Below are 21,875 nucleotides of genomic sequence, written 5' to 3'. Positions count from 1 at the left end.
GCCGCCGCGATCTGGCACAACCACAAGACCCGCCAGCCCATCACGCGGTCACTGATCGCTTACGACCACTGATCACATCGGAATGACTCGTCTAGGCAGGCGGAGAGGGAAAACAGGGAGACAGGCAGGCGGAGCGAGCGGCACCCGGGGCGCGCCGGATCACGCCGTCAGCGCCGCCACGATCTTCGCGGTGACGCGTTCCAGGTAGTCCTCCTCAACTGGGCCATGAACCACGGCCATTCGCCAGTAGACCGGGCTCCCGAGAAAGTCCAGGTTCAGCTCGATGTCGGTCTCGGGCGGGAGTTCGCCGCGCTCGACGGCCCGGCGCAGGACCTCGGTGGCCTGTTCCCGGCGGGGGTCGCGCACCGTCGACAGCAGGGCCCGGCCCAGCTCGTCGTTGCGGGCACCCTCGGCCAGCAGGTCCGGGATGACGCGGCCGGCCAGCGGGTGGCCGAGCGCGGTGATCCAGCCGCGCAAGAACTCCCGTACGTCGCCGTGCAGCGAGCCGGTGTCGGGAACGGCTCCGGCGGTGGCCGCCCGGGACACCAGCGCCACGGTCATGGCCTGCTTCGACGGCCACCGGCGGTAGAGCGCCGCCTTTCCCGCGCCGGCCCGCCGGGCGACCGCCTCCATCGCGAGGCGGCCATACCCCGTCTCGGCTAGTTCCTCGAAAAACGCGGCGGTCAGCGCTCGCGTGACCTCGTCCTGAAGGACGGGGCCGCCCGCGGCGCGCCGCTCCGGCGGTGACTTGGTCGTAGCTCCCTCACTCATGCCCCCAGCTTAACCAAGCCGGAACGGTTGCGTCTCGGCTAGACGCACCCTAGGCTTTACCCGAGACGGAACGGGACCGTCTCGTGTAGCGCTCCGACGCGATCCACCGGATGGACGGCTGACATGAAATTCCTCTTCGACGACGAGTCCTTCTCCTTCGAGACCCTGCGGGCCGCCGGGTTCACCGCCTACCAGGGCGCCGACCTCGGTGAAATCCTCGCCACCGCCCGCGACATCACCGACGGCGACGAGCCGAGCTGGCACCGGTCCTGGAAGGCGACCGCCGAGCACGTGGCGGCGATCGGCGAGCAGGCACTCGCGGCCGGTCACCGGGTGAGCGCCCGCGAGGCGCTGTTGCGGGCGTCGAACTACTACCGCACCGCGGAGTTCTTCCTGCGCGATGCGCCCGCCACGGATCCCGAAGCGGCCCTGCTGTCGACCCGCTCGCGGCACACCTTCGTCGCGGCCGCCGCGCTCCTGGACTCACCCGTCGAGACCGTCGCCATCCCGTACGAGGGCACCACCCTGCCGGGCTATCTCTTCCTCGTGGACGACAGCGGCACCCCGCGCCCCACCGTCATCTACACCAACGGTTACGACTCCACGGCGGAGGAGGCCTACTTCGTCATCGCGGCCGCGGCCCTGCGCCGGGGCTACAACGTGCTCGCCTACGACGGACCCGGGCAGGGTGCCGCGCTGCGCGAGCAGAAGCTCGTCTTCCGCCCCGACTGGGAGGCAGTGATCTCTCCGGTCCTCGACTACGCGCTGACCAGGCCCGAGATCGACGCCGCCCGCATCACGCTGTTCGGTTACAGCCTCGGCGGCTATCTCGTGACCCGTGCCGCCGCCTACGACCACCGCGTGGCGGCGTTGATCCTCGACGACGGCGTCCTCGACATGGCGGCCGCCTTCGAGCGCGCCATGACGCCCGAAATCATCGCCTGGATCGAGGAAGGCTGCGACGAGGAGGCCAACGCCGCCCTGGCCGCCGGGGCCGCCACCAGCACTCAGATGCGGTGGGCCCTGCGCAATGGCGTATGGACTCTGGGCGCGCACTCCTACGCGGACCTGGTGCGCCGCGCCGGGGCCTACTCCCTGGCAGGCCACGCCGACAAGGTCATCGCGGCCACCCTGGTCCTGGACGCCGAGAACGACCAGTTCTTCAAGGGCCAGCCCCATCTGCTCGCGGAACGACTCGTCAACGCGCCGGCCACTCTGGTCACGATGTCCGACGCCGAGGGCGCGGGCGAGCACTGCCACGTGGGCGCCTTCCACCGCGCCCACCAGGTGATGTTCGACTGGCTCGACACGGCCCTGGCCGCCTCCTGATCCGCACGGCACCCGGCGGGCGGCCGCGACCGCACCGACCCGCCGCGCCGAGCCCGGTCCTCGGAGCCGGCCGGATCCGCACGGCACCCGGCGGGCGGCCGCGACCGCACCGACCCGCCCGGGCCGGGCCCGGTCCTCGGAGCCGGCCGTGAGCCGGGGCGGCGCCGTCCGAGCCCGCGCAGCCACCGTGGGCCCCGCCGAAGCGCGGGGTCCGGGTCAACGGCGCTTCAACAGGCCTCGTACATACGCCGCCTGCCCGACGTGCTGAAGATCGTCGGCGATGACGCTGATCAGGCGGACGCCGAGCGTGACGTGCGGGGTCCACCGCTCGTCGACGACGCGGTCGAGTGCGGCGCCGTCCAGACCCCGCACGAACGACAGGGTCTGCTCGTGGACGGCGTCGTAGTAGCCGGTCAACTGCTCGGCGGAGACGTCGCGGACCGCCGCCACCTGCTGGGCGGTGTGTCCGTAGCCGGTCTCCTCCTCGCCCAGCGCGAGGCCGAACCGGTCGGCCCAGCCCCGCGTGGTCCACACCTGGTCCCGGCCCGCGGCGCCGGCCACATGGTCGTCCTGAACCCGTGTCAGGTGCCACACCAGCCAGGCGATCGAATTGGCCTCGCCGTCGGGCCGGAACGCCAGTTCCTCTTCCGACAGGCCCTCGACGACGGCGTGCACTTCCTCCTGGACGCGTCCGAACGCGTCCGCCACGACCTCTGCGATATTCATCCGCCCATCCTCTCTCCTCGATCCGGCCGCCGGGCGTCGTCGCACCGCCCGGCGCCCCACGCGTGCCCTGTTCGGCGCCATCCGCACGGGCGGGCCGAGGAACGGCCGTTCAGCCGCCGGTGCCGGGCGCCGCCACCGGCGCGGGTGCCCGCGCGGCCTCCTGGGCGAGTTCGCGTACGACGGCCATGTCGCTGAAGGGCACGAGCGTGTCCCCGACAATCTGATGCGGCTCGCTGCCCTTTCCGGCGACCAGGACGACGTCGTCCGGTCCCGCGGCGGCGAGCGCCGAGGCGATGGCCCGGCGTCGGTCGGCGATGCGCTCCCAGGGGGTGCCGGTCGCCGCGACCCCGGCGGCGATCTGATCGAGAATCACCTCCGGGGATTCGGTGCGCGGGTTGTCCGAGGTGAGGACGCACAGGTCGGAGAGACGTCCGGCGATCTCGCCCATGGCCGCGCGCTTGGTGGTGTCGCGATCGCCGCCGCAGCCGAACACGGTGATGACCCGGGCGGTCGCGAAGCCACGGATCGCGGTGAGGATCTTCTCCAGCGAGTCCGGGGAGTGCGCGTAGTCGACGATCACCGAGGTCCCACGCGGCGTCACCTGCCGCTCGAACCGCCCCGGGACGGGCGGCATCAGCCGCAGCGCCCCCACCAGTACGTCCAGGTCGTGGCCGAGTTGGTGGCAGGCGGCGATGGTGGCGAGTGCGTTCGACACGGAGAACCGCCCGGGGACGGGGATCGCCGCGGGGTACACATGTCCCTGGTGGTGCAGGGTGAACCGGCTGCCGGATGCGTCCATGACGATGTCGTCCGCCCGATAATCCGCCGCGGCGTCGAGGGCGTACGTGGTCGCGTCGCCCGGCATCAGCCGTTGGATGACGGCGCCCATCGGATCGTCGGCGTTGACCACGGCGCGGCGGCACAGGCCCTGGAACAGCCTCAGTTTCGCGTTGCCGTAGTTCTCCATCGAGCCGTGGTCGTCGAGGTGGTCCTGGGTGAGGTTGGTGAAGACGCCGACGTCGATGTGGGCGTCGTCGACCCGGTGCGTGAGCAGCGCCATGGACGTGGCTTCGAGGACCACGCTGCCCGTCGCCCGGTCGCGCATGTATCCCAGCAGGTAGTGCAGGTCCGGCGATTCCGGTGTGGTCAGGACCGAGTGCGGCATCGGAACAGGAACGTCGCCGATGCGGCTGCCCGAGGTCCCGATGACGCCGACCCGTGCGCCCTCGGCGATGCGCAGGACCGACTCGACCATGTACGACACCGAGGTCTTGCCGTTGGTGCCGGTGACCGCCACGATGTCCATCGCGCGGCCGGGTTCGCCGTAGTAGCGCGACGCGAGGGCCGAGGCCGCCACGCGCGTGTCCGGCACCCGTACGACGCACACGCCGTCGGCGGCCGGGGCCGTGTCCTCGCCCTCGACGACGACGGCGGCCGCGCCGAGTGCCACGGCACGCGCCACGCCGGGCGGACCGCCTTCGAGGTGTCCGGGCGCTGCGAAGTAGAGCGCGCCGGGGGTCACGCGGTGGGCGTCGAAGGTGGGCGCCGCGCTGATCACCGTGGCGGTGTCGCCCTGGAGCACCTGGTGGCCGTACCCGTTCAGCAGCTCGTTCAGTTGCATAGCTGTCCCCTCGATGGCGGTCGGCCGGCGCGTCTGAGCGACGGGCCGGACGCCGCGGTGATGACCATGGACCTGGCAGTCCGGCGCCCGTGGCCGGGCGCCCGACGGTCGGGGATCGTGCGGTAGAGGGCCGACGCGATCCGGAATCGGGACGTCGGCGGCCGGCGCGACAAGGCGGGGCGGCCCGGAGCGGAACCGTACGGGGAAGCGCGCCGTACTCACGCGGTGTCGAGATCGGCGGCACGGCAGCTCGGCGGTACGCCACTCAACTCGGCGTGATCCTACGCCCGGCGGCGGCCGGGGCGGCCCACCCGAGCCCGCCTCCCGCCCCGCGACAGCTGCGACGATGGCACAGCCCGAGCCTATTTTGCTGGACCATTGGTACGGTGAGGAGTCCTGCACCCGGGCCAGAAGGGAAGCTGGGAGACATGACCGTGGACACGCTCGACACCCGGATCCTGCGGCTGCTCATCGAGCAGCCGCGCACCAGCGTCCGTGAGTACGCGCGCATCCTCGGCGTCGCGCGCGGCACGCTCCAGGCGCGGCTCGACCGGATGGAGCGGGACGGCGTGATCACCGGCACCGGTCCGGTCCTCTCCCCCGCCGCCCTCGGCCACCCGGTGCTCGCCTTCGTCCACATCGAGGTGACCCAGGGCCACCTCGACGAGGTCGGCGACGAGCTCGCGGCGGTGCCCGAGATCATCGAGGCGTTCTCGATCACCGGCGGCGGCGATCTGCTGACCCGGGTCGCGGCCCGCGACAACGCCCACCTGGAAGACGTCATCCAGCGGCTCATCCGGCTCCCGGGTGTCGTGCGCACCCGTACCGAGGTGGCGCTGCGCGAGCGGGTGCCGCACCGGCTGCTGCCGCTGGTCGAGTCGGTGGGGCGCGCCGCCGCGAAGTGAGCCACGCCCAGGGGCGCGGGCCGGACCGAGCGGGACCCGCGCGGCCCCCAGGAGCGCGGGCCGGGCCGGACCGGACCCGCCGTCCGCACTCGCCACCCACGCTCGCCCTCCACACCCGCCGTCCGCACTCGTCGCCCACGGGCACGCCGCCGCGAGCCGGCATCGCACCGCGCGGGATACCTGCCTGCCGACGGAATCCCGAACTCCCGTGACACGACCGGGAGATCGACGCCGCGATCCAGAATTCCCTTACCCGGCACGGTGATTGACGGCAGGTCTGGACCAATCTACGGTGTGGGGCGCCACCCCCTCGCACCTCGTGAGGTCCCCCCACGGTCCAGGGCCGCCGCGCCCCGCTCCTGCGGCGCTCCCGGAGGCAAGGAGCACAGCATGATCGGTCGTACGTTACGTCTGCTGGGAGCCGGCCTGGTGCTGGCGCTCGCCGCACAGGCCCCGGTGGCCGCGGCGCCCGGCGCACCGCTCGCGGACACCTGCGCGGTCAAGTCGAGGCCTTCGGGCAAGGTGCTCCAGGGCTACTGGGAGAACTGGGACGGCGCCTCCAACGGCGTCCATCCGCCCCTGGGCTGGATCCCGGTCACCGATCCCCGCATCCGTGATCACGGATACAACGTCATCAACGCCGCCTTCCCCGTCATCCGCTCGGACGGCACCGTCCTGTGGCAGGACGGCATGGACGCGACGGTGAAGGTGGCCTCGCCCGCCGAGATGTGCCAGGCCAAGGCGTCCGGCCAGACGATCCTCATGTCCATCGGTGGGGCCGCGGCCGGCATCGACCTCGGCTCCAGCGCCGTCGCCGACCGTTTCGTGGCGACGATCGTGCCGATCCTGAAGCAGTACAACTTCGACGGCATCGACATCGACATCGAGACCGGCCTGGTGGGCAGCGGGAACATCAACACCCTGTCGCCGTCGCAGGCCAACCTGATCCGCATCATCGACGGCGTCCTCGCCCGGATGCCGGCCGGTTTCGGCCTGACCATGGCGCCGGAGACCGCGTACGTCACCGGCGGCAGCGTCACCTACGGCTCGATCTGGGGCGCGTACCTGCCGATCGTGAAGAAGTACGCGGACAACGGCCGGCTGTGGTGGCTCAACATGCAGTACTACAACGGCAGCATGTACGGCTGCTCGGGCGACGCCTACGAGGCGGGGACGATCGCCGGGTTCACCGCGCAGACCACCTGCCTCGACAAGGGTCTCGTCGTCCAGGGCGTCACGGTCAAGGTCCCCTACGACAAACAGGCGCCCGGGCTTCCGGCCCAACCGGGCGCGGGCGGCGGCTATCTGACACCCGGCCAGGTGTCCCAGGCGTGGCGCGCCTACAGCGGCGGGCTCAAGGGCCTGATGACCTGGTCCCTCAACTGGGACGGCTCGAAGAGCTGGACGTTCGGCGACAACGTCAGGGCGTTGCAGGGTCGCTGAACCGTGCCTCACAGGCAAGCGGAGGGACACCTTCCGAGAACCTGCACATCGCGTGCGCAGACCCGTCACCGAGGCAGCGAACCGGCCCCGGGCCCGCGCCGGGGCCCGGGGCTTTGGGGCGGGAGTGTCCCACTTGGGAGGCGCCGGGGAACACCGGGGAACGGAGAAGTGCGGACACCAGGAATTCGCTCTGTGAAACTCGTGAAGAATCTGCCCCCACATGATGAACATTCCTGCACGCACTGCCATTTCACCGCACTGCACATGCCCTGATCAGTGCCGCGACGATTGGCTGCGCAAGCGGTCGGCGTGTTTTGATCCTGGCCACTGCGGGAGCACCGGCACGGTGTTCCCGATAGGAAATGTCCCCATGAAAGGCAGAACTCACATGAACAACGCTCAGGTTGAGACCCTTGAGATCTCCGACGCCGACCTGGACAACGTGTCCGGCGGCCTGGTCGGCACCGCGCTCGGCAACGTGACCGGCACCGCCGACTCCGTGCTGCCGGTTTCCGGCATCGTCGGCTCGGTCACGGGTCTCGTCGGCTCGGTCACCGGTGTGAACACCGGCGCCGTCACCGGCCTGGCCACCGGTCTCGTCGCCGGTCTCTGAGATGGCGTTCGAGCCCCGGAACCCCCTCGGTTCCGGGGCTCGTTGCCGATGGTTCACGGGCGAGGAAAGAGTTCCGTGCAGTTTCGCCAACAGGCCCTTTCCCAACTGCAGTCGCCGGAGGAACTTGACCTGCCGGTGCGTTTCGTACGCCCTCAGGGCAGGCTCGTTCTCCTGGTCACGGTGATGGTCATGGCCGCCGCCTGCCTCTGGGCCGTGAAGGGCTCGGTCGCCGCCACGATCGACGCGCCCGGCATCCTCACCCACGCCCAGGGCAGTTACGTCCTGCAGAGCCCGGTCGCGGGTCAGATCACCGGCGTGTTCGCCAAGGAGGGCCAGGCCCTGGCCGCCGACGCACCGCTGCTCAAGGTGCGTACCGCCCAGGGCGACCGGATCGTCCGCGCGATCGCCGCGGGACGCCTCACCGGCCTCGCCGCCACGATCGGCTCGGTCGTCGCCACCGGCGCGAACGTGGCGAGCGTGGAGCGCACCGGCGGCCCCGACGACCCCCTGGTGGTCATGCTGTACGTGCCCGGTGACAGCGGGGCGGCCGTGCCCGTGGGCGCCCGGGTCGACCTCACCGTGCAGTCCGTCCCCGCCGAACGGTACGGGGTGCTGCGCGGCCGGGTGGCCGCGGTCGGCAGGGCGCCGCAGACCCGCGAGCAGATCGCCGGCTTCCTCGGCGACGGCCAGCTCGCCGAACAGTTCTCGCAGCACGGCAGGCCGGTCGGCGTCCTGGTGCGCCTGGACCGTACGACCGCCACCACATCCGGCTACCGATGGTCGTCGGCCGACGGCCCGCCGTTCGCCGTGGAGTCCATGACCCCGGCCACCGGCACCGTCCACCTGGCCGACCGGCGTCCCCTCGATTGGCTGCTTCCGTGACCGCACCCCACCCAGCGCCTCCCGCCCCGCGGCTCCCGTCCACCGGGCACGGCCGTCGCAGGGCCAACCCGCCTGCGGGCGGCCGTCGTTCACGCGGCCGCGCTCCCGCGCCGCCGGCCCCGAAGCGCGTGCGCACCCCCACCGTGCTCCAGATGGAGGCCCTGGAGTGCGGCGCCGCCTCGCTCGCCATGGTGCTCGCCCATCACGGACGCCATGTGCCGCTGGAGGAACTGCGCATCGCCTGCGGCGTCTCGCGCGACGGCTCACGTGCGAGCAACATCCTGAAGGCGGCGCGCGGTTACGGCTTGACGGCCAAGGGCATGCAGATGGAACCGGCGGCGCTCGCCGAGGTGAAGGCGCCCGCCATCCTGTTCTGGGAGTTCAACCACTACGTCGTGTACGACGGCACGGGCCGCCGGCTGGGCCGCAGGGGCGTGCACATCAACGACCCGGACAAGGGCCGCAGGTTCGTCACGCCGGAGGACTTCGACACCAGCTTCACGGGCATCGTGCTGGTCCTTGAGCCCGGGCCCGACTTCCGGCCCGGCGGCCGCAAGCCCGGTGTTCTCGGCGCGCTGCCCGCACGGCTGCGCGGCACCACGGGCACGATGCTGGTCTCCCTGCTCGCCAGCCTGCTCCTGGTGGCCGTCGGCGCGACACTGCCCGCGCTGAGCCGCACCTACATCGACCTGTTCCTGATGGGCCATCAGGACTCGCTCCTGGGCGTCCTGTTCGCCGCGATGGGCACCATGGTGGCGCTCACCGTCGTCCTGACCTGGCTCCAGCAGGCCAACCTGCTGCGCGGACGCATCATCTCCTCCACGCTCAGCAGCGCCCGCTTCTTCCGGCACCTGCTGAGACTGCCGGTCACCTTCTTCGCCCAGCGCAGCCCCGCCGACCTCGTGCAGCGGCTCCAGTCCAACGACGCGGTCGCCGAGACCCTGGCGCGCGATGTGACCGCCGCCGCCGTGGACGGCGTCGTCGTGCTGCTCTACGCCTTCCTGCTGTGGACCTACGATCCGCAGCTCACCATCATCGGGGTCGGCATCGCGCTGCTCAACGTCGTCGCGATGCGCATCGTGATCCGGCTGCGGGCCACCCGCACACAGAAGCTGCGCGCCGACAGCGCCCGGCTCACCAACACCTCGTACACCGGGCTCCAGCTGATCGAGACGATGAAGGCCACCGGCGGCGAGAACGGCTTCTTCCGCCGCTGGGCCGGACAGCACGCCACCACCCTCGAAGAACAGCAGCGCCTGGGGGTGCCGAGCGCCTGGCTTGGCATCGTCGCCCCCGCACTCGCCACCCTCAACAGTGCGCTGATCCTGTGGATCGGCGGGCTGCGGGCGGTGGAGGGACACCTCTCGATCGGCCTGCTCGTCGCGTTCCAGGCGCTGGTGACACGCTTCACCGCACCGGTCACCCGGCTCAACGGGGTGGCGGGCCGGATCCAGGACTTCGCGGCGGACGTGGCCCGGCTCAAGGACGTCGAGAACTTCCCCGTGGACGCGTTGCACGCGCGGCCCGAGCCTCCCGCGAGCACCCGCCGCCTCAAGGGGCATGTGACGCTCGAAGACATCACCTTCGGCTACAGCCCGCTCGACAAGCCGCTGCTCACCGGGTTCTCGCTGAGCGTCGGGCCCGGCCGGCAGGTGGCACTCGTCGGCGGTTCGGGAAGCGGCAAGTCGACGGTGTCCAGGCTCATTTCGGGTCTGTACGCACCCTGGGAGGGCACCATCCGCATCGACGGGCAGCGCCTTGAGGACATTCCGCGCGGGGCGCTCGCCGCGTCGGTCTCCTTCGTGGACCAGGACGTCTTCCTCTTCGAGGGCACGGTGCGGGACAACGTGGCGCTGTGGGACCCCTCGATCCCGGACGACGATGTCGTCACCGCCCTCAAGGACGCGGCCCTGTACGAGGTCGTCGCGCGCCGCCCGGGCGGTATCCACAGCCGGGTCGAGCAGGACGGACGCAACTTCTCCGGTGGCCAGCGCCAGCGCCTGGAGATCGCAAGGGCACTGGTGCGCCGGCCCAGCATCCTGGTGCTCGACGAGGTCACCAGCGCCCTGGACGCCGAGACCGAGCACGTCATCATCGACAATCTGCGCCGCCGCGGCTGCGCCTGTGTGGTCATCGCGCACCGTCTGAGCACGGTCCGCGACAGCGACGAGATCGTGGTGCTCGACCATGGGACCGTCGTGGAGCGCGGCCGCCACGAAGAGCTCGTCGCGGCCGCGGGAGCCTACGCCGAACTGGTCAGGGAGCACTGAGGTGACCTCGGCACACCCCTTCGCCCACCCCGCCGCGGGCCACGGCATCACCCCGGGTCACGACGCCGTCGACGACGCGCTCTCGGGGCTCGGGCAGCACATCGACTGCGCCGGACTGCCCGGTTTCTCGCTCGAAGGCCCCCAGGTGCTGTGGCGGGTGGTGAGCGGCGCCCTCGACCTGTTCGCGGTCGACGCGGCGGAGGGCGGCCATTGGCACTTCCTGGGCCGTCTCGAACCCGGCACGCTCCTCCTCGGGCCCGTTCAGGGGCCGCGCCACACCCTGGTGGGGCGCCCCCTGCGGGAGTGCGTGCTGCGCCGCATCCCGCTGCGCGAGCTGTACCGGCATCCGGGCCCGACGGGGTACGAGGGCCCGTACCCGGGCGGGTACGACGCCGGGGACGCGGCCCTGAGCCTGCTGGAACGTGCCTTCTCGCTCGGCGTCGCGCGCGGCCAACGCGTGCTGTTCGAGGCCCCGTTGGACGGGCGTACCGCCCTCGACGAAGGCGAGGCGGCGGCCGACGACGACAACCTGTGGCTCGCGGTGTCGCCGGGCGGTGTCCAGTACGGGGCGGCGTTCAGCGCCGACGCGGCGGGCGATCTGCTCGTGGACGGCGCCCTGTGGCAGGGCATGGTCAACCAGCAGTACCGGCTGCTGTCCGCGCTCGACCGCTGGATCGAGCGCATGGAGCGCGCACACGAGGACCGTACGGCGGCCGGGATCAGGGCGGGAGAGGCGGTCCGCGAGGCGGCCGACCGGGCGCTGCTCACCTCGATCGGCCGCACCCGCAAGGCGCCGTCGCGGGCGGCGGCTCCCGGTGACGACGCCACGTACGCCGCCTGCCGACTGGTCGCCGACGCCGCCGGGATCACGCTCGTGGAACCCTCGCTCGGCGGCGCGGTCAGCGACCGGATCGACCCCGTCGAACGGATCGCGGTCGGCTCGCGCGTCCGCACCCGCCCGGTGCGGCTGGACGGGCGCTGGTGGCGGGAGGACACCGGGCCACTGGTGGGCCACCGCACGAGCGGCACCCCCATCGCCCTGCTGTGGCGGCGCGGCGGATACGAGGCGGTGCACCCCGTGTCGGGCCGGCGCACCCGGGTGGACGCGAGCAACGCCGGGGAATTCGAGCGGCGCGCCGTCGTGTTCTACCGGCCGCTGCCCGAACGCCCCCTGGGCGCCTGGGGGTTGCTGCGCTTCAGCCTGCGCGGCACCCGCGCCGACGTACGCCGTCTGCTGCTCGCCGGCCTGGTGACGGTGGCGCTCGGTGCGCTGGTGCCGATCGCGACCGGGCAGGTGCTCGGCGTGTATGTGCCCCGCGCCGAGACCGGCCTCGTCGTGCAGGTGTCGCTGGCCGTCATCGTCAGCGGGATCGTGTCGGCCGCGTTCAGCCTGCTCCAGAACCTCACCATCCTGCGTATGGAGGGCCGCATCGAGGCCACCCTCCAACCCGCCGTGTGGGACCGGCTGTTGAGGCTCCCCACCACCTTCTTCGCGGGGCGCTCCACGGGCGAGCTCGCGAGTGCGGCGATGGGGGTGGGCGCGATCCGCCGGGTCCTGTCGGGCATCGGCCCCGTCGCCGTGCAGTCGGGCACGGTCGGCGTGGTCAACCTGGTGCTGCTGCTGTGCTTCAGCGTGCCGCTCGCGCTGGTGGCGATCGCCATGCTGGTCGTCATCGCGGCGGTGTTCCTCGCCATGGGAATGTGGGAACTGCGCTGGCAGCGCCGTCTGGTCGAGCTGGGCAACAAGCTCAACAACCAGGCGTTCCAGACCTTGCGCGGGCTGCCCAAGCTGCGGGTCGCCGCGGCCGAGAGCTTCGCCTACGGCGCGTGGGCCGGCGAGTTCGCCCGCAGCCGGGAACTCCACAAACGGGCGGGGCGGATCAAGAACTGGACGACGGTCCTCAACGCCGTGTATCTGCCGCTGTGTTCCCTCCTCCTGTTCGCCCTGCTCGCGGGCCCCGCCCGCGGCTCCCTCTCGGCCGGCGCGTTCCTGACGTTCAACACCGCCGTGACGATGCTGCTCACCGCGGTCACCCAGCTCACCGGGGCGTTCATCTCGGCCGCCGCCGTACTGCCCATGTTCGAGCAGATCAAGCCGGTGCTCGACGAGGCGCCCGAGGTGCGCGGGGCCAGCACCCAGCCCGGCACGCTGACGGGGGAGATCGAGGCGCGGGGGGTGTCCTTCCGCTACGGCGACGACGGGCCGCTGGTCCTGGACGACGTCCGGGTGAAGGTGGCGCCGGGCGAGTTCGTGGCGGTCGTCGGGCCCAGCGGCTGCGGCAAGTCGACGCTTCTGCGGCTGCTCATCGGCTTCGACGACCCGGTCTCGGGCAGCATCCTGTACGACGGCCAGGACCTGTCCGCACTGGACCGGGCGGCCGTGCGCCGCCAGTGCGGTGTCGTGCTCCAGAACGCCCAGCCGCTCTCCGGGTCGATCCTCGACTGCATCTGCGGTGCCGAGGTGTTCAGTCAGGAGGAGGCGTGGGAGGCGGCCGCGATGGCGGGGCTCGCCGAGGACATCAAGCGGATGCCCATGGGGCTGCACACCATGATCTCCGGCGGTGGCGCCATCTCGGGCGGTCAGCGCCAGCGCCTCATGATCGCCCAGGCGCTCGTCCGGCGGCCCCGCGTCCTCTTCTTCGACGAGGCCACCAGCGCCCTCGACAACGAGACCCAGCGCATCGTGACCGAGAGCACCCGGGGTCTCGATGCCACCCGTGTGGTGATCGCCCACCGGCTCTCCACGGTCCTGGACGCCGACCGGGTGATCGTCATGTCCGAGGGCCGCGTCGTCCAGCAGGGCCCGCCGGCCGAGCTCCTTGCCGACCCCCGGGGGCAGCTGCACGAGTTGGTGCGCCGGCAGCTGCTCTGAAGCGCCCCGGCGGTGGCATGGTGGAGGGTGAGGTGGAGGGTGAGCACCCCTTCACGGTCCTGGAGTACGCCATGATCAAGAGGAACATGCCACCCGTCCTGCGGCTCCCGGCCCGGGCCGCCCGGACAAACGCCACCGGCCCGCGGCTCGCGCGGGAGCGCGCCGCCGGTACGTGCGGGGTGTGACGGCCGTGCACAGCCGCTTCGAGCCCGACCGGCAGCTGACCACCCGCATGCTGGTCACGGTGTTCCTGCTCGGACTGTTGTACGTCGCGTTCGTCGGGGCTCTCCTGGTGCTGCTCAAGTCGGCCGTCGTGGTGGTCGTGGTGGCCGCGGCCGTCCTGTGGTCGCAGTACTGGTTCTCCGACCGGGTCGCCCTCTACGCCATGCACGGCCGCGTCGTGACCCGTGAGCAGCAGCCGCACCTGCACGGCGTCGTCGACCGGCTGTGCGCCACCGCGGACATGCCGAGACCCCAGATCGCCGTCGCCGACACCGACCTGCCCAACGCGTTCGCCACCGGCCGCAACGCCGATCACGCGGTGCTCTGCGTCACCACGGGGCTGCTGCGCCGTCTGGAGCCCGACGAGTTGGAGGGGGTGCTGGCGCACGAGCTGTCCCATGTGGCGCACCGCGATGTCGCCGTGATCACCGTCGCCTCGTTCCTCGGCGTCGTCGCGGGGCTCGTCGTCCGCTTCGCGTTCTACTCCCAGCTGTACGGGGGCCGGGGCCGGCGCGACCAGAACACCATGGCCGTCCTCGCGGCCGTCATGGCGGTCTCGGCGCTGGTGTACTCGCTGAGCTTCCTCCTCATCCGGGCACTGTCGCGCTACCGGGAACTGGCCGCCGACCGGGCCGCGGCGCTGCTCACCGGGCACCCCTCCGCCCTCGCGTCGGCGCTGACCAAACTCGACGGCGACATCGCGCGCATCCCCAGCAAGGACCTGCGCACCGCGAGCGCGTTCAACGCCTTCTACTTCGTCCCTGCCCTCGGCGCGGGCAGCCGCGTCGCCCGGCTCTTCTCCACCCACCCGACCCTGGAGCAGCGGCTCGACCGGCTCGCCGGGATCTCCGCCGAGCTGGGGCGCCCAGCATGATCACGACACCGGCCGGCCCCTTCTGACCGAGGACACAGCGCATGGGCTTCCTGGACATCCTGCTCGGCCGCACCCGGCCCGCCGCACCCGACCTGGACCGGCTGTTCGCGCTGCCGTCCGCCGCCGTCACCCTGCGGGCGGCCGCCGGGTTCACCCCGACCGGCCGCGGCTCGGTGTGCTTCAGCACGGTGGAGGGGGAGGAGTTCGTCCGCATCCGCCAGGACATCGCGGACCTGCTGGGCGCGGACCTTGGACGCGAGGGCTGCCCGGTCGAGTTCAGCCGCGACTCCTACGGATACTCGTGGCTGCTCTCCCGCCGGGAACCCGACGATCCGACCTCGCTCGTGGGCGATCTGCACGCCGTGAACACCGCGCTGGAAGGTGCGGGCTTCGGCCCTCAACTCCTGTGCTCCCTGGCCGGGTTCCACGACCAGGAGGGCCAGGTGTTCGCCCTGGTGTACCTCTACAAGCGGGGCACGTTCTACCCGTTCGCCCCGCTGCCCGGGGACCGTCGGGACAACGCGCTCGAACTGCGGATCAGGGCGGTGCTCGGCGACGAGCTGCCCTTCGAGAGCGACCTGTCCCGCTGGTTCCCCGTGTGGGGTGCGCCGGGCCTGTGACCCGGCCCCGACGGGCTTACGACCGCGCCCGGTTGAACATGGGGCGGCCCGTTCGCGTACTGGGGGACGTTCCTGACGCGCTCCTCCTCCCCCGGCCCGAAGGGCACCCTCGTGAGGCACGCACCGAAGCACAGCGCGGCCCGGCGGGCCTTCGTGGTCGCCGCCGTGAGCACGCTGGCGTGTACCGCGGCCGCGCTGCCCGTCAAGGGCCCCGCGCCGTCCGTCGTCGCGGTGGACGACTGCGCCGGGGGCGGTGTGGACGTCACCGCGCGCAACGGGGGCGACGCGCCGTTCCGTTTCCAGCTTGCGGGAGTGGCGGTCACGGTCGAGCCCGGCCGGGCGAGGACCATCACGGTGCCGGTCGCCGAGCGCCAGAGCTACCGCTTCACCGTCCTTGGCCCCGGCGGCTTCCGCCAGGACGTCGACGGCGTACTGAACTGCGCGACGCCCTCCCCCTCCCCGTCGCGCACGGCCGGCGCGGACCCGGCCTCCGGCGCGCCGCCCGTGAGCGCCGCGCCCCGCGACCTGGCCACGCTCGCGGACGGCCGCCGGCCGGTGGCCGCCGGTGCCGCGGCGGTCACCGACCTCGACTCGCTGATCACGGGAACGGTCCTGGTGCTGCTCGGCGCGATGCTCTTCGTCGTCCGTCGGCTCGCGCTCCCGTAGGCGTGCCGTGCGTGCCCCTCGGCATGCACGGCACACACGCTCAGGACCCGCCGCGGCTCAGAAGTCGGCCCGCGCGTCGACGTCGGAGCGGCCCACGGATTCCAGGCCGTACGTCGAGCAGTACAGATTCCGGATGTACTCGATGTCGGGGTCGTGGGTGCGGGCCTCGCGCGAGGGATAGAGCACCGTGAGCTCGTAGGAGTTCTCGCGGTTGATGCTGCCCGTCTTGTCACGCCACTGCCCGCGGCCCGCCTGGATGGTCAGCCCGGCCGGGAACCGGGGCGTGATCACGTCGGCGACGAACTTCATGAACTCCTCGTCGGTTATGGGCGGCTGCCCGTTGTGGCGGCCCGTGCCGAAGTACAGGTGCGTCGCCACATACGGGCTGCCGTGGGTGGCGGTCTTCGCCGCTGACGCCGAGGGGGCCGAGGTGCCGTAGGCGACCTCGGACACCGGACCTCCGGTGGCGAAGAGGAGAACGACGGCCACGAGAGCGGCGGCCGCGGGCGTGGACACCCGGATCTGGAGCATGTTGTCCCTGTCTGTCGGCTTGTGGTGAGGGGTGGTTCATGGGGCCCGGCGGGGCTCAGCGGGAAGGGCCGTCCCTGCCGTCGGGGCGCGGGGGCACGGACTCCAGCAGGAAGGCCGCCGCGTCCCGCAGGTTCACGGGCGCCGCCGCGCAGCTGCGCAGGCGGGCCGCGGTGCGGGTAAGGGCCTCGGTCGTCCGTACGGAGCCGATGCCCGCGGCGCGCGGGGCGAGGCCGGCGATGAGACCTTCGGCCTCGCTCCAGGCGCGGGCCCCGGTCAGGGCGGCGAGGAGCTTCGCGGTGAAGAGATGGCGGTAGGAGGGCCCGGGGGTCGTGGCGGCCTCGTACAGCAGGGGGACGGCGCGGTCCCAGTCGTGCAGTCTGGCCAGGACCCAGCCGTGGTGGCCGGTGAGTTCGGGTTCGTCGATCCACCAGGCCCAGGGCGGGTCCAGGCGGGAGGCGCCGTCCAGGAACCGGCCGCGGGCGCGGGAGACGAGCGCGTCGGCTTCCCGGGCGCCGCCCAGCAGGGCGGTCGCGTGCGCCTTGCGGACCAGGACGAGGGCGGCGACCAGGTTCGGCAGCGGCCGGGGCCCCGTGACCCGGGCGACGGTGTCCAGGGCGGCCGCCGGGCGCCGGACATGGGTGAGCAGCATGCTGTGGTTGAGCAGCACCAGACGGGCCGTCGTGCGGTCGCCGCAGAGTTCGGCGAGGGCCAGGGCCCGGAGGTTCATGCGGTGGGCCGAGCTGTTCAGGCCGGCGTCGAAGAGGACCCAGCCGATCACTTCGCACAGTTCGGCGAGGGCGGCGAGCAGGTCGCGGTCCTGGTCGCGCAGCGTCGCGGGGTCGGCCGTCAGCTGCGGGAAGCGCCCGATGAGGTCGCGCGCGGCGGGAACCGCGGCCGTCGCGCCGTGCGCCGCGTCGAGCGACACCAGATGCCGAATGCCGCGCAGGGCCAGGGAAGTCGACGGGCCGGGTGCGGCCGCCTCGCGGGTCGCCGGTGTCATGACAGGGTGTCCGCGGTCGCGCGCTGGGGTCGCCGGCCCTGGGTGAGGGCGGTGAAGGAGGCCGCCACCCGGGTCAGCCACTCCACCTCGTCGCTGAAGTCCTCGTACGGCGGACGTGCCGGAATGCCGACGGCGTCGGCCTGCTCGTCGCGTTCGTCGGCGGGCCGGTTGAGGACCGCCCGCACCTGGAGCGCTTCGCCGAGCGGCGATGTGGGGTCCTCGGGAAGGCCGAGGGAGCGGGCCACCCGGGAGAAGTCGGCCAGCGAGAGCGAGGTGCGCAGCATCAGCTGTCCGTCGCGTATCTCGATGACCCGCCGGTAGAGGCTGTAGTGCGGATCGCGCGGCGGCAGGAGATCGCGCGCCCAGGACCGGGGCGGGTCGAGCGCGATGTCCGGCGATGCCTGGCACAGCGCCCACCACAGGGGGCGCAGCCGGAGGTAGGAGCGGTAGCTGCGCAGCCAGCCGGCGGCTCGGGTGAGGTGGATGCCCCAGGCCGGAATGGTCCAGCCGGTGATCTGGAGCAGGGCGCCGACGCTGCCGCACGACCACTGGACGGGGTCGAGGGCCGAGGCGTCGTAGTGCAGGCGGGTGCCGGCGATCTGGATGCCGCGGATCACGCAGTACACGAGGATGAGGCTCGCTCCGACGGTGACGGTCCGCATACCGACCTTGAGCCACTGGCGGTTGGCCATCTTGGTGAAGCGCAGCGAGAGCCGGACCGCCTCGAACTGCCCCACACCGCAGATCAGGAGGTAGAACGACATGTACAGCGCGTACCGGCCGTCCTGGATGCTGAGCAGGATCGTCGACGTGGCCGTCTTGGCACGGGCGACCGGGCTGACCACGAGGGAGGCGACCACCAGGACGCACAGGGCGGCGCCGAAGAACAGCACCCATCGCCTGGCCCCCCGCCGGGCCGCTTCGGGCGGGGACGACCAGTACACGAGGACGACCTGCTGAGCCGCGGTGAGGACGACGACGGCAACCTGGACGATCAGCGAGGTGATGTTGGGCAGGCCGAACAGGTCCGAGATGTGCACCCGCAGGGCGTCCAGGTCGACCAGGAAGCTGATCCCGGAGCACAGGAAGTAGACGCACAGCGCCCACAGGGCGACGTCGTGCTTCCTGCGCAGCAGGTCCGGCAGGCGGTAGCCGAACGCGGCGAGTCCGCCCAGCGCGCATATCCAGGAAAGAGCCCCGTTGAGGTCGTCCATCATCGCTGGTCCGGGTGGCCGACGCCGTTCTCTATGCGGGCGACGATCTCCGCGGCATCCTCGGGAACGCCCCAGGCGGGTTCGAGCCACCTCTTGGCGGCGCGAGCCAGGATCAACGAGGCCAGGGTCTCGGCCTCCTGCTCCTCGTCGTCGCTGTAGCGGGAACGCATCAACATGCTCTGGACCGCCGCCGGTTCGACATCCCTGAACAGTCGGCCCGTATCGCCGTGGTCGAATTCCACGGAACCACGATGGGCGAACGCGATGTGCGACAGCTCATGGGCGATGATGTGTTCTTTGTGCGACGCGGACGCGGCTTTCTCATAGGCGATGACATCGAAGTCGTCGAGTTTCAGCCACAGACCGAAGAGATGGCGTTCCGGGAACGGCATCGGAATGAGATGGATCGGGCGCCGGTTGCGGGTGCTGAGATGGCGGTGCAGTTCATCAATGCCGCACCCGTGCTCCATGCCCCAGTCCGCGAGCAGGGCCTCACAATGGTGACGGACCTTTTTGAGACGGCGCCTGAGCCGACGGCCCTTGGGCGACGGTAAAGCGGAGCCGGACACCTTCATTCTGAGCCTTCCACGCCTTCCACGTCTGGAGAAGCAGGCCGTTGCAATGCCCATTGTGTGGTCTGCGGGGGTCGAGTGTCGCGGCCCCCGGCCGGACGACGCGGCCATGATGCCACACCGTCAACTCGCGGGCCGGTGACGTCCGTCGGCCGGGTTCGGCGGGCGGGTTCAGCCGAGAAAACTGAGCCGCACCTCGCGGTCGGGGTTGTCCTTGTTCGTGTCCACGAGGCACACCGACTGCCAGGTCCCCAGGGCGAGCCGGCCGCCGATCACCGGCAGCGTGGCGTGCGGTGGCACGAGCGCCGGCATGACGTGATCGCGGCCGTGGCCGGGGCTGCCGTGCCGGTGCTGCCAGCGGTCGTCGGCGGGAAGCAGGGTGTGCAGGGCCGCGAGCAGGTCGTCGTCGCTTCCCGCGCCCGTCTCGATGACGGCGACACCGGCGGTGGCGTGCGGCACGAAGATGTTCAGGAGACCGTCGCGGCCGGCCGCCCGCCGCCGCAGGAAGTCCGCGCACTCCCCGGTCAGGTCGGTGACCGTCTCGCTGGAGCCGGTCGTGATGGTCAGGACATGGGTGGTGAAGGCCTCGGGCATGCCCCCCATCTTCCCGCCAGGACCCGGGGTACGCGTGACCGCCGCACCGGGCCCCGGGACGCGGCGCGCGGCTGCGGCTGCGGCTGCGGCTACGGCTACGGCTACGGCTACGGCTACGGCTACGGCTACGGGAAGATCCGCGCGCCCCGCGCGGTTGGCACGACCGTGAACGGTTTCGGGGTGCGTGAGCGGGACGTGGTGGTCATAGGCGCGGGACAGGCGGGTCTGTCCGGCGCCTACCATCTGCGGCACGCCGGGCTTGTCCCGGACCGCGACTTCGTGGTCCTCGATCACGCGCCGCGGCCGGGCGGCGCCTGGCAGTTCCGCTGGCCCTCGCTCACCTACGGCAAGGTGCACGGCATGCACGCCCTGCCCGGCCGTGAGCTGACCGGTGCGGCGGCCGAGCGGCCCTCGTCCGAGGTCATCGGGGCGTATTTCACGGCGTACGAGGAGGCCTTCGATCTGCGGGTGCACCGCCCCGTGGAGGTGAGCGCCGTACGGGAGGGCGACGGCGGCCGGCTGCGCGTCGAGACGTCCGAGGGCGTCTACGCCACCCGCGCCCTGATCAATGCGACCGGGACCTGGGACCGGCCGTTCTGGCCGCGCCTTCCGGGCCAGGAGGCGTTCCGTGGCCGGCAGTTGCACACCGCGGACTATCCGGGGCCCGAGGCCTTCGCGGGGTTGCGGGTGGTCGTGGTGGGCGGCGGGGCGTCGGGCACCCAGCATCTGATGGAGATCGCCGAGGTGGCGGCGGACACGACGTGGGTGACGCGCCGCCCGCCGGTCTTCCGCGAGGGCCCCTTCGACGAGGAGGCCGGCCGTGCGGCCGTGGCGATGGTGGAGGAGCGCGTACGCCTGGGGCTTGCGCCCAGGAGCGTGGTCTCGGTGACCGGGCTGCCGCTGAACGAGGCCGTGCGGGCGGCGCGGGCGAAGGGTGTCCTGGACCGGCTGCCGATGTTCGACCGGATCACCGAACACGGCGTCGCCTGGGCGGACGGGCGAAGCGTCGAGGCCGACGTCATTCTCTGGGCCACCGGGTTCCGTCCGGCCATCGGCCATCTCGCTCCGCTGCGGCTGCGGGAGCCGGGCGGTGGCATCCGGCTCGACGGGACGAGGGCGGTCAGGGACGAGCGGGTCCATCTGGTCGGCTACGGCCCCTCGGCCTCGACGATCGGAGCCAATCGGGCGGGGCGGGCCGCGGTCCGCGAGATCACACGGCTCCTGGCACGCGAGCCCGTCGGGGTGTGATCAGCCGGTGCCGCTCCGCGTTCGCTGGTTCTCGTTGAACTCCCTTACGTTCAGCTGGTGTTGGGCGTAGCTGTCGGTGAAGCGCGTGTCGCCGGGCGCCACCGTCACGAAGTACAGCCAGGGGCCCGGGGCAGGATGCACGGCCGCGTCCAGTGCCTGCTGTCCGGGGTTGCCGATGGGGGTCGGCGGCAGGCCCTTGTGCTCATAGGTGTTGTACGGGCTGTCGGTCCTGGTGTCATGGGTGGTGGTGGCCAGCGTCGAGCGGTTGAGCGCGTAGTTCAGTGTCGAGTCCATCTGGAGCGGCATGCCGCGGTCCAGCCGGTTGCGGATGACGCGCGCGACCTTGCCCATGTCGGCCGCGGAGTCGGCCTCGGCCTGCACGATGCCGGCGACCGTCACCATCTGATAGACCGTCAGGCCCCCGCGCCGGGCGCTTTCGGCGAGCCGGTCCTGCCCGAAGCGCCGGTTGGCGGTGGCGACCATGTACGCGAGCAGAGCGCCCGGCGTCGTCTCGTCGGTGACCGGGTACGTCGCCGGGAACAGATAGCCCTCGGGGTTGCCCCTGGCCTCGGCCGGGAGTTTGAGGTCCGCCGTGGCGACGGCCTTCTTGGCGGTGCCGGGCGGCAGATCGAGGCGCTTGTCGACGGCCGCGTACACCTGACTGGCCCGCCAGCCCTCCGGCACCACGAGGCTCCTGGCCGGAGCGCCGGACTCCCGCAGCAGCAGGACCGTCGCCACGGCGGCCGCCACGAGCAGAGCCAGCAACAGCAGGAGCAGCCGGGCGCGGCGGGTCAGCCGGGGCCGATGGCCGTACGAGGTCTCACTCATGGCGGCACGCTACCGCCGAATAAGGGGCATATCAGACATTCGGCGGCCATCGACGTGCCTCACACCCGGCCGCG

General features: G+C 71.9%; 21 protein-coding genes. 12 read left to right on the top strand and 9 right to left on the bottom strand.

Annotation, left to right across the window (positions count from 1 at the left end; all coding sequences use genetic code 11):
- Positions 1-159: 159 nt before the first annotated feature.
- A complete protein-coding gene (locus tag ACGFW5_RS19955) occupies positions 160-771 on the bottom strand; it encodes a TetR-like C-terminal domain-containing protein (protein WP_393835570.1) in 612 nt (203 codons plus the stop codon).
- Between the two features lie 123 nt (positions 772-894).
- Between ACGFW5_RS19955 and ACGFW5_RS19950 the strand changes: the two genes are divergently transcribed.
- Positions 895-2,100: an alpha/beta hydrolase family protein gene (locus ACGFW5_RS19950; protein WP_393835569.1), complete on the top strand. Its 1,206-nt coding sequence runs from the start codon at positions 895-897 to the stop codon at positions 2,098-2,100.
- Between the two features lie 216 nt (positions 2,101-2,316).
- On the opposite strand, the gene ACGFW5_RS19945 is transcribed toward ACGFW5_RS19950, so the two are convergent.
- Positions 2,317-2,826: a DinB family protein gene (locus tag ACGFW5_RS19945; RefSeq protein WP_393835568.1), complete on the bottom strand. Its 510-nt coding sequence runs from the start codon at positions 2,824-2,826 to the stop codon at positions 2,317-2,319.
- A 109-nt stretch (positions 2,827-2,935) separates the two neighbouring features.
- On the bottom strand, positions 2,936-4,447 hold the full coding sequence (locus ACGFW5_RS19940; RefSeq protein WP_393835567.1) for a UDP-N-acetylmuramoyl-L-alanyl-D-glutamate--2,6-diaminopimelate ligase: 1,512 nt from the start codon (positions 4,445-4,447) through the stop codon (positions 2,936-2,938).
- A 428-nt stretch (positions 4,448-4,875) separates the two neighbouring features.
- On the opposite strand from ACGFW5_RS19940, the gene ACGFW5_RS19935 reads away from it, so the two are divergent.
- The 10 genes from ACGFW5_RS19935 to ACGFW5_RS19890 all read left to right on the top strand — a co-directional run bounded on the left by ACGFW5_RS19935 (position 4,876) and on the right by ACGFW5_RS19890 (position 15,814).
- Positions 4,876-5,352 (top strand): Lrp/AsnC family transcriptional regulator, encoded by a 477-nt coding sequence (locus ACGFW5_RS19935; protein WP_393835566.1) that lies wholly within the window; start codon positions 4,876-4,878, stop codon positions 5,350-5,352.
- 390 nt (positions 5,353-5,742) lie between these two features.
- The gene (locus tag ACGFW5_RS19930) at positions 5,743-6,795 is read left to right on the top strand and encodes a chitinase (RefSeq protein WP_393835565.1); all 1,053 of its coding nucleotides are present in this window, start codon (positions 5,743-5,745) and stop codon (positions 6,793-6,795) included.
- A 370-nt stretch (positions 6,796-7,165) separates the two neighbouring features.
- Positions 7,166-7,408 carry a type A2 lantipeptide gene (locus ACGFW5_RS19925; RefSeq protein WP_393835564.1) on the top strand — a complete coding sequence of 81 codons (243 nt, stop codon included), beginning with the start codon at positions 7,166-7,168 and terminating at the stop codon, positions 7,406-7,408.
- A 75-nt stretch (positions 7,409-7,483) separates the two neighbouring features.
- Positions 7,484-8,290: an HlyD family efflux transporter periplasmic adaptor subunit gene (locus tag ACGFW5_RS19920; RefSeq protein ID WP_393835563.1), complete on the top strand. Its 807-nt coding sequence runs from the start codon at positions 7,484-7,486 to the stop codon at positions 8,288-8,290.
- A complete protein-coding gene (locus ACGFW5_RS19915; protein ID WP_393835562.1) occupies positions 8,287-10,560 on the top strand; it encodes an NHLP family bacteriocin export ABC transporter peptidase/permease/ATPase subunit in 2,274 nt (757 codons plus the stop codon). The genes ACGFW5_RS19920 and ACGFW5_RS19915 overlap by 4 nt, the downstream gene beginning before the upstream one ends.
- A 1-nt stretch (position 10,561) precedes the next feature.
- Positions 10,562-13,432 carry an NHLP bacteriocin export ABC transporter permease/ATPase subunit gene (locus ACGFW5_RS19910; RefSeq protein WP_393835561.1) on the top strand — a complete coding sequence of 957 codons (2,871 nt, stop codon included), beginning with the start codon at positions 10,562-10,564 and terminating at the stop codon, positions 13,430-13,432.
- 17 nt (positions 13,433-13,449) lie between these two features.
- A complete protein-coding gene (locus ACGFW5_RS19905) occupies positions 13,450-13,617 on the top strand; it encodes a hypothetical protein (RefSeq protein ID WP_393835560.1) in 168 nt (55 codons plus the stop codon).
- Between the two features lie 5 nt (positions 13,618-13,622).
- Positions 13,623-14,528: a zinc metalloprotease HtpX gene (gene htpX, locus ACGFW5_RS19900; RefSeq protein WP_393835582.1), complete on the top strand. Its 906-nt coding sequence runs from the start codon at positions 13,623-13,625 to the stop codon at positions 14,526-14,528.
- A gap of 41 nt (positions 14,529-14,569) precedes the next feature.
- Positions 14,570-15,148 (top strand): hypothetical protein, encoded by a 579-nt coding sequence (locus ACGFW5_RS19895; RefSeq protein WP_393835559.1) that lies wholly within the window; start codon positions 14,570-14,572, stop codon positions 15,146-15,148.
- A gap of 111 nt (positions 15,149-15,259) precedes the next feature.
- A complete protein-coding gene (locus ACGFW5_RS19890; protein WP_393835558.1) occupies positions 15,260-15,814 on the top strand; it encodes a phospholipase domain-containing protein in 555 nt (184 codons plus the stop codon).
- A 57-nt stretch (positions 15,815-15,871) separates the two neighbouring features.
- Here the strand turns inward: ACGFW5_RS19890 and ACGFW5_RS19885 are convergent, their stop codons facing one another.
- The 5 genes from ACGFW5_RS19885 to ACGFW5_RS19865 form a co-directional block, all read right to left on the bottom strand.
- Positions 15,872-16,345 (bottom strand): DUF3574 domain-containing protein, encoded by a 474-nt coding sequence (locus ACGFW5_RS19885; RefSeq protein WP_393835557.1) that lies wholly within the window; start codon positions 16,343-16,345, stop codon positions 15,872-15,874.
- 55 nt (positions 16,346-16,400) lie between these two features.
- The gene (locus ACGFW5_RS19880; protein WP_393835556.1) at positions 16,401-17,345 is read right to left on the bottom strand and encodes a DNA-binding protein; all 945 of its coding nucleotides are present in this window, start codon (positions 17,343-17,345) and stop codon (positions 16,401-16,403) included.
- Positions 17,342-18,562 (bottom strand): MAB_1171c family putative transporter, encoded by a 1,221-nt coding sequence (locus ACGFW5_RS19875; protein ID WP_393835555.1) that lies wholly within the window; start codon positions 18,560-18,562, stop codon positions 17,342-17,344. The genes ACGFW5_RS19880 and ACGFW5_RS19875 overlap by 4 nt, the downstream gene beginning before the upstream one ends.
- Complete coding sequence (locus ACGFW5_RS19870; RefSeq protein ID WP_393835554.1) at positions 18,559-19,134, bottom strand: toxin; 576 nt, start codon at positions 19,132-19,134, stop codon at positions 18,559-18,561. Before ACGFW5_RS19870 ends, ACGFW5_RS19875 begins: the two co-directional genes overlap by 4 nt.
- A 168-nt stretch (positions 19,135-19,302) precedes the next feature.
- Positions 19,303-19,725: a YjbQ family protein gene (locus ACGFW5_RS19865; RefSeq protein WP_393835553.1), complete on the bottom strand. Its 423-nt coding sequence runs from the start codon at positions 19,723-19,725 to the stop codon at positions 19,303-19,305.
- Between the two features lie 165 nt (positions 19,726-19,890).
- On the opposite strand from ACGFW5_RS19865, the gene ACGFW5_RS19860 reads away from it, so the two are divergent.
- The gene (locus ACGFW5_RS19860; RefSeq protein WP_393835581.1) at positions 19,891-20,973 is read left to right on the top strand and encodes an NAD(P)-binding domain-containing protein; all 1,083 of its coding nucleotides are present in this window, start codon (positions 19,891-19,893) and stop codon (positions 20,971-20,973) included.
- Here ACGFW5_RS19860 and mltG read toward each other — a convergent pair whose 3' ends face one another.
- Positions 20,974-21,801: an endolytic transglycosylase MltG gene (gene mltG, locus ACGFW5_RS19855; protein WP_393835552.1), complete on the bottom strand. Its 828-nt coding sequence runs from the start codon at positions 21,799-21,801 to the stop codon at positions 20,974-20,976. It lies immediately after the preceding gene.
- Positions 21,802-21,875 lie beyond the last annotated feature (74 nt).

It is taken from the genome of Streptomyces sp. NPDC048416 (assembly GCF_043200435.1).
Classification (GTDB): Bacteria; Actinomycetota; Actinomycetes; order Streptomycetales; family Streptomycetaceae; genus Streptomyces.
The sequence above is the reverse complement of the archived record's forward strand: the minus strand, read 5'-3'. Positions and strand labels throughout refer to the sequence as shown.

Coding starts and splice junctions, on each gene's coding strand:
- ACGFW5_RS19870 (WP_393835554.1), bottom strand. CDS start 19,134: ATGAAGGTGTCCGGCTCCGCTTTACCGTCGCCCAAGGGCCGTCGGCTC.
- ACGFW5_RS19905 (WP_393835560.1), top strand. CDS start 13,450: ATGGTGGAGGGTGAGGTGGAGGGTGAGCACCCCTTCACGGTCCTGGAG.
- ACGFW5_RS19865 (WP_393835553.1), bottom strand. CDS start 19,725: ATGCCCGAGGCCTTCACCACCCATGTCCTGACCATCACGACCGGCTCC.
- ACGFW5_RS19955 (WP_393835570.1), bottom strand. CDS start 771: ATGAGTGAGGGAGCTACGACCAAGTCACCGCCGGAGCGGCGCGCCGCG.
- mltG (WP_393835552.1), bottom strand. CDS start 21,801: ATGAGTGAGACCTCGTACGGCCATCGGCCCCGGCTGACCCGCCGCGCC.
- ACGFW5_RS19935 (WP_393835566.1), top strand. CDS start 4,876: ATGACCGTGGACACGCTCGACACCCGGATCCTGCGGCTGCTCATCGAG.
- ACGFW5_RS19880 (WP_393835556.1), bottom strand. CDS start 17,345: ATGACACCGGCGACCCGCGAGGCGGCCGCACCCGGCCCGTCGACTTCC.
- ACGFW5_RS19940 (WP_393835567.1), bottom strand. CDS start 4,447: ATGCAACTGAACGAGCTGCTGAACGGGTACGGCCACCAGGTGCTCCAG.
- ACGFW5_RS19930 (WP_393835565.1), top strand. CDS start 5,743: ATGATCGGTCGTACGTTACGTCTGCTGGGAGCCGGCCTGGTGCTGGCG.
- ACGFW5_RS19875 (WP_393835555.1), bottom strand. CDS start 18,562: ATGATGGACGACCTCAACGGGGCTCTTTCCTGGATATGCGCGCTGGGC.
- ACGFW5_RS19895 (WP_393835559.1), top strand. CDS start 14,570: ATGGGCTTCCTGGACATCCTGCTCGGCCGCACCCGGCCCGCCGCACCC.
- ACGFW5_RS19925 (WP_393835564.1), top strand. CDS start 7,166: ATGAAAGGCAGAACTCACATGAACAACGCTCAGGTTGAGACCCTTGAG.
- ACGFW5_RS19885 (WP_393835557.1), bottom strand. CDS start 16,345: ATGCTCCAGATCCGGGTGTCCACGCCCGCGGCCGCCGCTCTCGTGGCC.
- ACGFW5_RS19950 (WP_393835569.1), top strand. CDS start 895: ATGAAATTCCTCTTCGACGACGAGTCCTTCTCCTTCGAGACCCTGCGG.
- ACGFW5_RS19945 (WP_393835568.1), bottom strand. CDS start 2,826: ATGAATATCGCAGAGGTCGTGGCGGACGCGTTCGGACGCGTCCAGGAG.